Annotated in this window: 8 protein-coding genes; 4 read left to right on the top strand and 4 right to left on the bottom strand. The window is 73.3% G+C overall.

The features are described 5' to 3' along the window. Positions 1-27 precede the first annotated feature (27 nt). Positions 28-1,386 (top strand): dihydrolipoamide acetyltransferase family protein, encoded by a 1,359-nt coding sequence (locus WMF31_RS19070; protein WP_436603318.1) that lies wholly within the window; start codon positions 28-30, stop codon positions 1,384-1,386. A 94-nt stretch (positions 1,387-1,480) separates the two neighbouring features. On the opposite strand, the gene fxsT is transcribed toward WMF31_RS19070, so the two are convergent. The 3 genes from fxsT to WMF31_RS19055 all read right to left on the bottom strand — a co-directional run bounded on the left by fxsT (position 1,481) and on the right by WMF31_RS19055 (position 7,108). Further along, positions 1,481-4,351, bottom strand: coding sequence for an FxSxx-COOH system tetratricopeptide repeat protein (gene fxsT / locus WMF31_RS19065; RefSeq protein ID WP_436603317.1), 2,871 nt, complete (start codon positions 4,349-4,351; stop codon positions 1,481-1,483). Between the two features lie 160 nt (positions 4,352-4,511). Next, positions 4,512-5,573, bottom strand: a complete 1,062-nt coding sequence (locus WMF31_RS19060) for an ATP/GTP-binding protein (protein ID WP_436603316.1) — start codon at positions 5,571-5,573, stop codon at positions 4,512-4,514. Positions 5,574-5,614: 41 nt separating this feature from the next. Next, complete coding sequence (locus WMF31_RS19055) at positions 5,615-7,108, bottom strand: SIR2 family protein (protein WP_436603315.1); 1,494 nt, start codon at positions 7,106-7,108, stop codon at positions 5,615-5,617. 304 nt (positions 7,109-7,412) lie between these two features. Here WMF31_RS19055 and WMF31_RS19050 point away from each other — a divergent pair, with 304 nt between their 5' ends. After that, positions 7,413-8,324, top strand: a complete 912-nt coding sequence (locus WMF31_RS19050) for a formylglycine-generating enzyme family protein (protein ID WP_436603314.1) — start codon at positions 7,413-7,415, stop codon at positions 8,322-8,324. A 61-nt stretch (positions 8,325-8,385) separates the two neighbouring features. Next, a complete protein-coding gene (locus WMF31_RS19045; protein WP_436603313.1) occupies positions 8,386-9,330 on the top strand; it encodes a metallophosphoesterase family protein in 945 nt (314 codons plus the stop codon). 218 nt (positions 9,331-9,548) lie between these two features. Here the strand turns inward: WMF31_RS19045 and WMF31_RS19040 are convergent, their stop codons facing one another. Then, positions 9,549-9,755, bottom strand: a complete 207-nt coding sequence (locus WMF31_RS19040) for a cold-shock protein (protein WP_012236438.1) — start codon at positions 9,753-9,755, stop codon at positions 9,549-9,551. Positions 9,756-10,803: 1,048 nt separating this feature from the next. Here WMF31_RS19040 and WMF31_RS19035 point away from each other — a divergent pair. Further along, positions 10,804-12,924 carry an ATPase, T2SS/T4P/T4SS family gene (locus tag WMF31_RS19035; RefSeq protein WP_436603312.1) on the top strand — a complete coding sequence of 707 codons (2,121 nt, stop codon included), beginning with the start codon at positions 10,804-10,806 and terminating at the stop codon, positions 12,922-12,924. Positions 12,925-12,959: the final 35 nt, after the last annotated feature.

The following is a 12,959-nucleotide window of genomic DNA, read 5'->3' as shown; positions in this document are numbered from 1 at the left end:
CGTCCCCGCTCCGAGGTGATAGGCCCAATGGCGAAGGTTCTGGAACTGCCGAAGCTGTCCCCGACCATGGAGGAGGGGCAGATCAGCGCCTGGCACAAGAACGAAGGCGACGCGATCGACGTCGACGACTTGCTCGCCGACGTCGAGACCGACAAGGCCACCATGGAGTATCGCTCCTTCGATCGAGGGACGTTGCTCAAGATCCTCGTGCCCGCCGGCAGCGTCGTGAAGCTCGGCCAGCCCGTCGCGATCATCGGCGCGCCCGGCGAGGACGTGAGCGGCGTCGCGGCGGCGAGCGGCGGCGGCGCGCCCTCGCCGACGCCGAGCGCGGCTGCGGCGCGCGCCGAGGGCGAGCGCGCGCCGCCGCCGGCCGACGGCGGCGCGGCGCCGCGCCGGGAGGCGCGCGGGTCCGAGGCGCCGGCCGCGCCGACGCAGCCGGCCGCGCCGCCGACGCAGCCGGCCGCGCCGCCGACGCAGCCGGCCGCGCCGCCGGCCTCCGCGGGCGGCCGCGTGAAGGCGTCGCCCTACGTGCGCAAGCTCGGCCGGGAGCGCGGGCTCGACCTCCGCGGCATCGAGGGCTCCGGTCCAGGCGGGCGCATCGTCGCCCGGGACCTCGAGGGGCTCAGGCCGGCGCCGGCCAGGGCGGCGACGGCGGCGCCCGCCGAGGGGGAGCTCGCGGCGCCGGAGGCGCGGCCGCTCAGCATGATGCGCAAGGCGATCGCCCGGCGCCTCACCGAGTCCAAGCAGACCGTCCCGCACTTCTACCTCTCGATCGACGTCGACGCCGATCCGCTGCACGCGCTGCGCGAGCAGATCAACGCGGACCTCGCGGCGAGCGCCGCCGAGGGCGAGAGGCCGAGCAAGATCAGCTTCAACGATCTGCTCGTGAAGGCGTGCGCGATCGCGCTCGTGCGCGTGCCGGAGTGCAACGCGCAGTTCACCCCCGACGCGATCCTCGTGCACCGGCGCGTCGACATCTCGGTCGCCGTGGCGGTCCCCGAGGGCCTCGTGACGCCGGTCGTGCGCGACGCGGATCGCAAGCCGGTGCTCGCGATCGCCGCCGAGGTGCGCGAGCTCGCGGCGCGCGCCAGGGCGAAGAAGCTGCGGCCCGAGGAGATGGCGAACGGGACCTTCTCGATATCGAACCTCGGCATGTTCGGGATCGACGACTTCGCCGCCGTCATCAACCCCCCCGAGGGCGCGATCCTCGCCGTGGGCCAGGTCCGCCGCGAGCCGGTGGTGCGCGGCGAGCAGATCGCGCCGGGCCGGCGCATGGGCATGACGCTCTCCTGCGATCACCGCGTCGTCGACGGCGCGGTCGGCGCGGGCTTCCTCAAGGTGCTGCGCCAGCTCCTGGAGCACCCGACGCAGATCCTGCTCGGCTAGCCCGCGCCTGACGCCCTGCCGCGCGGCCCGATCCGGAGGCCCCTCGGCCGCGGACCCGGGGCGCGCCTGGGCGGCGCGGGACCAGCGCGCCGGGTCAGGTCGCCTCGGCGCCGCCCCCGAGCGCGTCGCCGAGGCGCGCGAGGTTGCGCGAGAAGATCTGCACGGACGGGTGCGTCGGCCCGAGCGCCTTCGTGGCGATCGCCACGGCGCGCTCGATCTGCTGCCACGCGCCCGACAGGTCGCCGAGCGCCTGCAGGACGCGGCCAAGGTTGTTCACGATGCTCGCCACGACCGGGTGGTCCGGGCCGTAGGTGGCCTGCGCGATGCCGAGCGCCCGCTCGAGCTGCTCGCGCGCCCCGGGCAGCTCGCCGAGCGCCTGCAGCACGCTGCCGAGGTTGTTGCAGCCGATCGCGACCGCCGGGTGGTCCGGCCCGTACGTCGCCTCGGCGATCTTCAGCACGCGGGCGAAGTGCGCGCGCGCCCCCTCGAGGTCGCCGAGATCGCGCAGCACGCTGCCGAGGTTGTTGATGTCCCGCGCGACGTCGGGGTGATCCGGCCCGTAGGTGTCCTCGACGATCGCGAGCGCGCGCTCGAAGTCGGCGCGCGCCCCGGCGAGGTCGCCGAGGTCGCGCAGCACGCGGCCCCGGTTGTTCAGCGCCAGGGCGAAGCGCGGGTGGTAGCGGCCGTAGCTCTGCTCGTCGATCTTGAGCGCCTCCTCGAACTGCTCGCGCGCCCCCTTGAGATCGCCGAGATCGTGCAGCAGCCGGCCGAGGTTCGTGCGCCCGATCGCGACGGTCGGGTGGCTCTGTCCGTACGCGCGGATGTCGATCGCGAGGGCCCGCTCCAGGTGCACGCGCGCGCCCGCGAAGTCGCCGAGGTCGCGGAAGAGCGCGCCCAGGTTGTTGAGCCGTATCGCGACGCTCGGATCGTCGGGGCCGTACGTCGCCTCGTCGATCGCGAGGGCGCGCTCCAGGTGCTTGCGCGCGCCCGGAAGGTCGCCCTGATCCATGAGCACGCTGCCGAGATCGTTCACGTCGCGCGCCACGTCCGGGTGGTCAGGGCCGAAGCTCGCGATGTCGATCGCCAGCGCGCGCTCGAGGTGCCCCCGCGCGCCGCCGAGATCGCCGAGATCGTGGAGGACGCTGCCGAGGCTGCGCAGCACGGCCGCGACCCTCGGATCGTCGTGACCGAACACCGCCTCGTGCAGCGCGAGGGCGCGCTCCAGGTACCCCTTCGCCTCCGCGAACGCGGCTCGCCCCTGCAGGTACACGGCGAACCGGGCGAGGAGCCGCCCGCGCACCCCCTTCGCGACGTCGTAGGCCTCGGCGTGGCCCGCGGCCGCGAGCGCGTGCGGCAGCCAGCGCGCGCAGAAGGGCCACGTCTCCACGTCGTCGCTGCTCTCGGGGAACGCGTGATCGACGAGGCGGACCGCGGCCTCGGCCCACATCCGAAGGTCCTCGGGCGAGAGGCGATCCCGCACCACCGCCTGGACGAGGCGGTGCACCGAGAGCGCGCCCTCGTGCACGTCGATGAACGAGTAGCGGCGGAGCGCGGCGACCGCCTCGTCGAGCGTGAGCGGATCGCTCAGCGCCGCCGCGAGCGCCGGCGGCAGGTGCTGCGCGGCGTCGGCGAGGCCTTCGCGCGGGATGTCGTCCGGCGCGAGGAACGCGCACAGGCTCAGGAGATCGACCGCGACGGGCGAGAGGCGCTGCGCCTCCTGGAACGCGAGCCCCCAGGTGGTGGCGACCGGCGTCGGGTAGTCCATGGGCACGCCGCGGAGCAACAGCTCGCGCTGGTGGTCGCCGAACGCCGCGTGGTAGGTGGCGATCGACGACCTCGTCTCCTTGATGGTCGCCGCCGCCTGCACGAGCGCGAGCGGCAGATCGCCGAGCGTCTCCGCGAGCTTCTCGGCGGCGCGCGCGTCGCTCTGCCCGGTCCGGGCGAGCAGGAACTTCACCGAGTCGGCGCGATCCAGCGCCGGCACGGTGAGCGGCGTCGCGATGCCGCGAAAGCTCGGGTTGCGCGAGGTGATCAGGATGTGCCCGGTGCGCGGGTGCGGCAGGTACGGGGCGACGTCCTTCGGATCGTTGACGTTGTCGAGGACGAGGAGCCACCGGTCGTTGCGGGACAGCCAGGAGCGGACGGCCTCGATCGCGATCCGCTGATCGGCCTCGTCCTGCTCGGGGAGCCCGAGCGCGGCGGCGAGGCGGGCGAAGTCCTCGGCCGCCGTGGCCGGCTCCTCCGCGCGGACCCACCACACGACGTTGTACTGGCTCGCGTAACGGTGCGCGTACTCTGCCGCGAGCTGCGTCTTGCCGATCCCGCCGAGGCCGCTGATCGCCTGGGTGAGCGCCGCGGGCCCGCCGGTGGTGAGCGCGCTCCGCAGCTCGTTGAGGAGCTGGTCGCGACCGGTGAAGCTCGGATTGCGCGGCGGCAGCTTCTTGATGTGCGGCTCCGCGTCGGGCGAGCTCGACGGCCGGCGGGCGGCCGGCCACGCCGCCGGCGGCTCCGTCTCGCGGACGGCGCTCCGGATCCCCTTGGCGATCTCGGTGAAGGCCTCGCTCTGGTTGGGGTAGCTGGTCACGGGCCGCGCGCGGTGGGGCAGCGGCTGCAGCGCGCCGAGCACCGTCTTCTCCCAGGGGCAGGGCCGCAAGATGACCGGAATGACCCGACACTCCCCCGCCTCGTGCCGGGCGATCGCCTCCCGGATCTCCGGAGAGAGCCACGCGTCGGCGTGGAGGAAATCCGCGCTCACGAGGAGGAGGACGATCCGCGCCTCGCGCAGCTTCGCGGCGCTGGCCTCGCGCCGCTCCTTGCCGCCGCCGAGCGCGAACCCCTGGTACGTCCGGATGACCCCCTGCCGCTTGAGCGCGTCGAGGTGGGTCTCGAGCTTGGGCCGCAGGTCCTCGTCCCTCGGTGAGTAGGAGAAGAACACGTCGGCGGGGCTCGTCGCCAAGGCAACCATAGTTCCTCTCGCGGGCCTTAAAGTCTCACGACCGACCTGGAGCGCAACGAGAATACGCGGTCGGGAAAGACCCAGGAAGAGACGGTAAGTAGCACCCTCGGCGGATACATGCGGGTCGAACCTCCATGCTTTCTTGGCATGCTTTCCCGGGGAGTGCCCCCTACCCCGAATCTGGCTCCGTCCTGCCTTCGCGCTCCTCTTCCGTGCCGGGAAAGAACCTGCCGGAAGCCTGGACGATACGGCGCGCGGCTTCCATCCACCGCCGCCGATCGTCCCGCCGCAGCTGGTTGCGGACGACGACCTTCACGAGGCGGTGAACGCTGAGCGCGTGCGGCCGCACGTCGATCAGCGAGTGCAGGCGCAGCGTCGCGATCGCGTCGTCGAGCGCGAGCGGATCGTAGTCGCCGAGCGCCCGCCGCGGGATCGTGTCCATCGGGAGGAACGAGCACAGGCTGAGGAGCTCGGCGGCCGCCTGGTGGCTGAACACGGCGGCGAGCGCGCTCTCCCACGTGGTCGCGACGGTCACCGGGAAGCTGGCAGGGCGCTCCAGGAGCGCCGCGGGGCGCTGGCGAAACAGCGCGAGGTACTCCGCGAGCGGGCGGCCCGTCTCCTCGATGTACGCGCCGGCCTGCGCCAGGGCGAGCGGCAGATCGCCGAGCTCGTCCGCGAGCGCGTCGGCCGCCTCCGCGTCGGTCTCGCCCGTGCGCCGGAGCAGGAAGTTCACCGACTCGGCGCGCTCGATGCCGCGAACGTTCACCGTCGTGAGCCCGCTCCAGATCGGGTTCTGCGACGTCACGAGGATGTGGCCGCCGTGCGAGACGCTCGGGACGTACGGATCGACCTCGCTCGGCTCGCGCACCCCGTCGAAGAGGAGGAGCCAGCGCCCGCGGCGCCCGAGCTTGCTGCGCACCGCGGCGACCGCGCGGGCCGGATCCATCTGCTCGTGGTCGGGCAGCCGCATCTCCGCCGCGAGCGCGACGAAGCCGGCGTCCATCGTCGCCGGGCTCTGGCCGTCGATCAGGAAGACCGTGTCGTAGGCGCCCGCGTTGCGGTGCGCGTACTCGATCGCGAGCTTGGTCTTGCCGGTGCCGCCGAGCCCGCAGAGCGGCGCGATCCCGCGCCTCGCGAGCGTGGCGCCGATCTCGGCGAGCAGCGCGGCGCGCGCGGCCAGGTTCCGGCCCGTCCACGCGGGGACGCTCCAGATCCCTGGCGGGGGTGGCACCTCGGAGTGGCTCACCGGCTGGGCGCCGGCGCTCGGTGAGCCTACGAGGGGTTTTGGGTGAGCTGCTCGACCTGCTTCCGGATGCCCTTGGCGATGTCGGTGAACGCCTCGCTCTGGTTGACCCAGCTCGTCACCGGGCGCCCGCCCCGCGGAAGGCTGGCCAGCCTGCCGAAGGGCGCGCCCTCCCAGTCGCAGGCGTCGAGGATGACCGGGATGACGCGCGCCTCACCGCGCTCGTGGCGCTCGATCGCCTTCTGCATCTCGACGTCGTAACAGAAGTCCGACGCGAGGAAATCCGCGCTGATGAGCAGGAGGATGACCTTCGCGGCCTCGAGGTGCTCGGCGAGTGCCCTGTCGCGCTCCTCGCCGGCGCCGATCTCGCCGTCGTGCCAGCCCCGGATCACGCCCTTGCGCTTGAGGATGGCGAGGTGCGTCTCGAGCTTGTCGCGCAGATCGCGGTTGCTCTCCGAGTACGAGAAGAACACCTCGATCGGGCTCGCCGGGGGCTCGGAGAGCCGCGCGCGCCGCGGCGCGCCGAGCGACGCCGGGACCGAGACCGGGCCGTCGTCGCCGGACGAGTCGGGCGCGAGCTCGCAGGGCGAGACGCCCGGCGACGACGACGACGGCGGGAGCTCCAGGTCGGGGATCGGGGGGGGCACGATCGAGCGGGGCGGGCGCGACGCCAGGGCGCGCGGCGGGGCCGCGCTCAGGCGCTCGAGGATCGCGAGCGCCCGGTCGTGGCTGCCGTCGGACGTGTCGTAGGGCAGGAGCGCGAAGCCCTTGTCCACGAGCGTCGTGCGCCGGTACGGCGTCAGGCTCGCGCTCGGGGCGAGCACGAAGCGGGGCGGCGGCGAGCTGCCCGACAGCGCGTGGATGTCCGACAGCATCTCGTCGAAGTCGCCGTCGGCGCGCCCGAAGCCGACGAGCAGCATGGGGCACTTCGAGAGCACGGCCGTGAGCGCGCGGCGCACGGCGGGATCCGCGATCGACCTGCCGAAGCGCTCCCGCGTGAACATCCAGCTCTCGGGCACCTTCAGCGTGCCGTGCAGCTTGAGGATGAACCGCCGCCGCCACGCGACCTCGTCGGTGACGCGCCAGAGGGTGTCCCACTCGAACCCGAACGCGCGCTCGAGCAGGTGGTTGATGTTCGTCGTGAGCACCGCGCGCAGCCTGTCCCTGAGCGCGGCGATCGCGAGCGCGATCCGCGGCGGATCGAGCCCCTCGTCGTCGAGCGCGTCCTCCACGAACGCGTTGAACTCTTCCGGGCCGAGGGCGTGCTCCGCCGCGGCGATCGCCTCGCTGAACCGCTGCGATCGCGCGAGGTCGGCCACCTCGGCGACCACGAGCTCGTCGCCGACCTGGTCGCGCACCCGCTCGATGAGCAGGTCGACGAGCTGACGCCACGTCGGCAGCCCGGCCGCGGCCGAGATGCCGCCCCCCACGAAGAGCACGAGCTCCCCGCTCTCGAGCACCTCATGCAGCTCTTCGATCATCGCGGCGTCGTGCTCCGCGCTCATCGTGTTCGCGTTGTCCATAAGGGTTGGCATCGAGCCCCTCGAGTCTATCGCTCCTCGGCGCCCGGCGCACTTTTGCGGCGCGTCGCGCGGCCGCACGCGCGCGCCGCGCTGCGACGCGCGGCGACGGGTCGAGCGCGCGATCACCCGGACCGGCCCGGCGCGCGCGCAACGTCCGAGACGACGGACCGTCGCCGATCTGGCCGAGCTGCCGGCGCCCGAGGAGACGGAAACAGTCCGCGACCCTGGAGCATGCTACGCCTGCGACATGCGTCCGGCGCCGCTCCTTGTGCTGGCCACGCTGGCCTTGCTTTTCGCGGTCTCCATGATCGGAGCGGCCGCCCCGACGCGCCCCTCGCGAGCGCGCGCCCCGCGCCTCCCGGCGGAGGGCGAGGCCGTGCTCTCGACGGGCGCCGGGGGGCGGCGCGTGCGCGCCCCCTCGAGCGTCGTCGCGCTGCGCGCCCCCGGCCCCCCCGCCGTCCTCGTGCGCGCGGGCAGCTTCACGATGGGGTCGAGCGAGGTCGAGATCACGCACGCGGTGACGCTCTGCAAGCTCGAGCCGGCCGGTGAGCTGTGCGTCGACGAGCTCGAGGCGAGCTTCGCGAATGAGCTCGTGCCCCACGAGGTGTACCTCTCCGATTTCTGGATCGACCGCACCGAGGTGACCGTCGCCAGCTACCGGCGGTGCGTCTCGGCCGGACTGTGCAACGAGCCGCCTTACGCGTCCGGCGGACGGCGCTTCGATCGTCCGGACTACCCGGTGGTCCTCGTGTCGTGGAGCGACGCGCAGCGCTATTGCGCCTGGGCGGGCGGTCGCCTCCCGACCGAGGCCGAGTGGGAGCGGGCCGCGCGCGGCGCGGCGGGGCGTCGCTACCCGTGGGGCAACGTGTACAACCCCTTCCATGCGAACCACGGGAGGCTGTCGTTCGACGAGCTCGACGACGGCGACGGCTTCCTCGAGCTCGCGCCGGTGGGCTCGCTCATCGCCGGACGAACCCCGGACGGCATCGACGACCTCGCGGGCAACGTCGAGGAGTGGGTCGCGGACTACTACGCTCCCGAGTATCCGAGCGGCAGCGCGGCGAACCCGCGCGGGCCCGACATGGGCGAGGAGCGCGTGGTGCGGGGCGGCAGCTTCGCCCACGGCCGGCCCTGGCTGCGCGGCGCGGCGCGAGGGCACGACGCGCCGGCCAGCCGCCGCACCACGCGCGGCTTCCGCTGCGCGCGCGACGCCTGAAGCGAGCGGGGGGGCCCGCGCGGCGGTTGGCCGCGCGTCGAGGAGCCCCCATACTGCGCCGGTGAGGATCGCGCACCTCTCTGACCTGCACCTCCTGTCGCTCGAGGGGGCCGTCCCTTTCCGGCTCCTGAACAAGCGGCTCACCGGGTACCTCAACCTCCGCTTCCGGCGCCACGCCATCCACAAGCCGATCGCGGTGCACGCGGCGGCGCGGGAGATCCTACGGCTCGGCGTGGACCACGTGGTCATCACGGGCGACGTCTCGAACCTCGCGCTCGAGCGGGAGTTCGTCCTGGTCCGCAGCTTCCTGCAGCGCGATCTCGGGCTCCCGCCCGAGCGCGTGAGCATCGTCCCGGGGAACCACGACGCGTACACGAAGGGCGCGCACCGCTCGCAGCGGTTCGCCCAGTACTTCGCGCCGTACCTGCGCTCGGACCTGCCCCTCGACGCGCCCGCGACGGCGGGGGGCGCCGGGGCCGGCCGCGACGGCGCGGGCGCCACGTTCCCCTTCGTGCACCTGCGCGGGCCGGTGGCGATCATCGGCCTCTCGACCGCCTGGCCTCGCCCGCCTCTGGTGGCCTCGGGTCGGCTCGGCGCGCCCCAGCTGCGCGCGCTGGAGCACCTCTTGGCGCACCCGGAGGTGCGGCGACGAACGCCGATCGTGCTCCAGCATCATCCTTTCCACAACCCGGCGAGCCGCGCGAAGACCTTGCTGGAGGGCCTGGGGGACGCCGCGGCGGAGGGTCGCCTGCTCCGGCAGGTCAGCCGCGGCCTGCTGCTGCACGGGCACCTGCACCGGCGCATCCACCGGAAGGTGCACACCGAGCGGGGCCACATCGACGCGGTGGGCGCCACCAGCGCCTCGCTCCTCCACGACAGCGACGAGCGGATGGCGGGGTTCAACGTCTACGAGGTCGACGACACGGGGGCGATCAAGGGCATCACGTCGCACCGCTTCGTCCCTGGACAGGAGGCGTTTCGCGAGGTCCCCATCCCGCAGGGATGAGCCCGGGCGAGGCGCAGCAGCGCCGAGCGCGGCCCCACGGGGGGGGAGCGGCGATCCGACATCCGGGGCGCGCGGCCCCACGGGGGGAGCGGCGCTCGGATATCCGAGACGCGCGGAGCCCGCCTAGCGGGTGCGCGATGCTCGGGCTCGGAGGTGGGGTGGAGCGAGCGCAGCGGCAGCGCTGCGCCAGCAGGTGGGGGCGATGGCCAGGAGGTGGATCAGGCGGTGGCGCGGATCACGTTGACCGCCTGGAGACCTTTGGGACCTTCCTTGATCTCAAATTCGACGGTCTCGTCCTCGAACAGACGGCGGCGCCCCTCCCCGTTGATCTGCGAATAGTGCACGAAGACGTCGGGGCCAGTCTCCTGCTTGATGAAGCCCCACCCCTTCTCGTCGTTGAACCACTTTACCTTGCCAACTGCCATATTTCCTCCACTTCCGAGCTCGTCGATACCCGAGGCGCGCAGGCTGGGAGTCGGGAGGAGACCGTGTTGGCGGCCCCTGATTCCGATGTGGGCTTGGCTGCTTGCAGCAAACCCCCCTCGTAGACAAGTCCAAACTGCGCAGGGCGGCTGCCCAGCCGCTTATTGATGTGCTTGCGCGACAACTTCGACGATTCTCCCCGGTCCGAGCGGCGCCAACGTAAACGGCTCGATGCGCCAAGGTCAAGCGATGAAGGTTCGATCGGAGATCGCGGGACGCAGTGCTCACCTCACCCGCAGTGCCGTCCCGCAGCCGATCCCGACGAAATCATCCCGCCGTACAGCGGATCCCGGACACGAGCGAACGAATGACGCGAGCCATCCGGCGCGAAGCAGCATTCGCGGGGATGTCAAGATTTGCGCTCTTATCGAAGAGCCGAATGCGTGGGCGCGCGCGTTTCGTCGCGCTCTCCAGGGCGGCCTCGTTGCCTGACGCCAGCGGATCTCGCGAACGATGCCGGGAGACGGGATCTCCGCGCCTCGCCCCGCCCATGGCCGCGCCTCATCTCCGCCCCGCGCGCCGACCCGCGGCCCGTCCCCCGACGCGGCGCGCCGAGGGGCGGCCTGTCCCTCGCGCGGCGTGCCTTCGCCGAGAGCGCCCAGCATCCGCCGATGCGCCACCACGGCGAGGGCCGCCGCCGCGGCGGGGCCGCTGCCTCGGCGGGGTAGCTATCGCGGCGAGGGTCCCTGCGCAGGACGTCGTGCCGCGGGCCGGAGTCCGCTCAGCCCGTTCGCCGCCTGTGTGCGTCGGCCGTGCCTTCACGCACCTCCCGCCATGGCCACCGGGGCGCGATCCGCGGCGCCGAAGCAGGCCGGTGCGCTCGACGCCCCCCGGACGCAGCGGCGCGGCAGGGGCCGGGCTCGCGCCGGCTCGCCTCCTCGCCGCAGGAATCGAAGGCATCTCGTTGACATGTCTGTTCGAGCTTGCTCGTATGGCGTGGCGAGGGCATCGGGTCTCACCTCCGCCCTGGCCCCGCGAGGCGACGACGAGATGTTCTCGGTGATCATCAGCGAGAAAGGGGGCGCGGAGCGCCGCGAAACCTTCGACCGGACAGAGATCAACGTCGGCCGCGTGCAGGGCAACGACCTGATGCTGCCGAAGGGCAACGTGTCGAAGCGGCATGCGCGGCTGCTCTACCGGGACGGGCGCTTCATCGTCACCGACCTCAAGAGCACCAACGGCACGTACGTCAACGGCAGGAAGATCGCCCAGGCGACCATCGTCCGCGAGGGCGACAAGATCTACATCGGCGACTTCGTCCTGCGGATCGAGACCGCGGCGAGCGGCACGGCGCCCCCCGAGAGCGCGGCGCCCCCGGCGCGCGCGCCGGAGGACATGACCGCCGGGGACCCGGGGCCGTTGCCCGATCGGGCGCCGCCGTCGGCCGAGAAGGGGTTGCACCGCTCGGCGCCGCTGCCGCTGATCAACGAGAAGGGCGAGCCGTCGCGCACCAACCAGGGCGTGATCAGCCACTTCCCGCTGGAGAACGATCCAGACGAATCAGGCGATGCGCCCGGCCCTGTCCCCGGGCCGCCGCGCGTCCCCTCGCCTCGCCCGACCGTGGGGCCGAGCTCGCAGGGCAGCCTGACCGCGCCGCCGCTGCCGCTCGCCCCGGCGGCGCCCGGCGCCGCGCCGGCGCGCGACGGTCGCACCATCGCCCCCGGCAACGCGACCACGCAGCTGGCGCGCCCCGCTCCGACGGCCCCCCCGCTGCCGGGCTCGGGCCCCGCCGCGAACCCGCTGCAGGGCGCGCCGAACGCCGCCGTGCACCCCAGCGTGGTCCCCATCCCGAGCCGGAGAGCCATCCCGCCCGTCTCGGACCGGATCGACCGTGGCCAGGGCAACTCGACGCAGGCCGTGGCGCGCCGCAAGGCGCTCGGCCGCCTCATGGAACGGCTCGCCGCGAAGGTGGACCTCGCGCCGCTCGACCGCGGCGCGCCTCCGGACGCCGCGCTCGCCCGGAAGCTCGATCAGGCCGTCGCCGAGGGCGTGGACGCGATGCGCGCAGCGGGCGAGCTCCCGCCCGAGATCGACGCGGACACCCTCAAGGCCGACGCGCACCGGGAGCTCTTCACGCTCGGCCCGCTCGACCGGCTCCTCGACGAGGATGAGGTGAGCGAGATCCAGGTCTTCCGCCACGACCACGTGATCGCGATCCACGGGCGCCGGCGGGTCATCTCGGAGGTCGCGTTCAGCAGCGAGCGCGCGGTCGACCGGGTCATCCGCCGGCTCTGCGCGGCCGCCGGGCAACCGCTGGAGCAGGGGGCCACCTTCGTCGAGCGGACGCTGCCGAAGGGCAGGCGGCTCTTCGGCGTTCTCCCACCGGCCTCGACCTCGACGCTGATCCTCCGGAAGCCGCAGTGCCCCGATGTCACGCTCGAGGACCTGGTGCGCAACGGGACGATCTCGCGCGCGATGGCCGGGCTGCTCTCCCAGTGTGTCCTCGGGCGCGGCAACCTCCTCGTCACGGGGACGCGAGACGCCGGGACGAGCTGGCTGCTCGGCGCGCTCGCGGCCGCGGCGCCGCCGGACGACCGCTTCGTCGTGCTTCAGGACGAGGACGAGCTGGTCCTCAACCAGCCCCAGACGCTCTCGATCGCGCTCGGCAACACGACCGTCGAGCGGGCGCGGGCGGTGCAGGCGGCCGCGCGCATCCGGCCCGAGCGGCTCGTGGTGAGCTCGTTCTCCGGCCATGTCGCGGCCGAGGTCGTGGACGCGATCGGCGGCGGGATGGACGGCGTGCTGGCGGCCGCGCGCGCGCCGACGTTGCGGCAGGCCGTGACCCGGCTCCCGGCGGACATCGCCGCGACCCGGCCCGGGATCGCCCCGGAGACGGCGCGCGAGTGGCTGGCGTCGTCGTTCGACCTGGCGATCGAGATCGCGCTGCTCCGCGACGGCCGGCACCGGGTGCTCCGCATCGCGGAGCTCGCGATCGAGAGCGGGCAAATCGCGATCCGCGACGTGTTCACGTTCGTGGTCGAGCGGACGGCCGCTGGCGGCGCGCTGGAGGGGACGTTCCACCCCTCCGGGCTGGTGCCGGACATCGTGGAAGATCTTCAGTCCCGCGGGCTCACGGTCGATACCTCCGCGTCGTTCCGGAGGAACCGCTAGCGCGTCTTGACGAGCGCCGGCGAGGCGCGGAGGTT

The organism is Sorangium sp. So ce1036 (assembly GCF_051369805.1).
In the GTDB taxonomy this organism is placed as follows: domain Bacteria; phylum Myxococcota_A; class Polyangia; order Polyangiales; family Polyangiaceae; genus Sorangium; species Sorangium cellulosum_F.
This window is presented reverse-complemented; position numbering and strand designations above follow the sequence as displayed.

Coding starts and splice junctions, on each gene's coding strand:
- fxsT (WP_436603317.1), bottom strand. CDS start 4,351: ATGGTTGCCTTGGCGACGAGCCCCGCCGACGTGTTCTTCTCCTACTCA.
- WMF31_RS19070 (WP_436603318.1), top strand. CDS start 28: ATGGCGAAGGTTCTGGAACTGCCGAAGCTGTCCCCGACCATGGAGGAG.
- WMF31_RS19040 (WP_012236438.1), bottom strand. CDS start 9,755: ATGGCAGTTGGCAAGGTAAAGTGGTTCAACGACGAGAAGGGGTGGGGC.
- WMF31_RS19050 (WP_436603314.1), top strand. CDS start 7,413: ATGATCGGAGCGGCCGCCCCGACGCGCCCCTCGCGAGCGCGCGCCCCG.
- WMF31_RS19055 (WP_436603315.1), bottom strand. CDS start 7,108: ATGGACAACGCGAACACGATGAGCGCGGAGCACGACGCCGCGATGATC.
- WMF31_RS19035 (WP_436603312.1), top strand. CDS start 10,804: ATGTTCTCGGTGATCATCAGCGAGAAAGGGGGCGCGGAGCGCCGCGAA.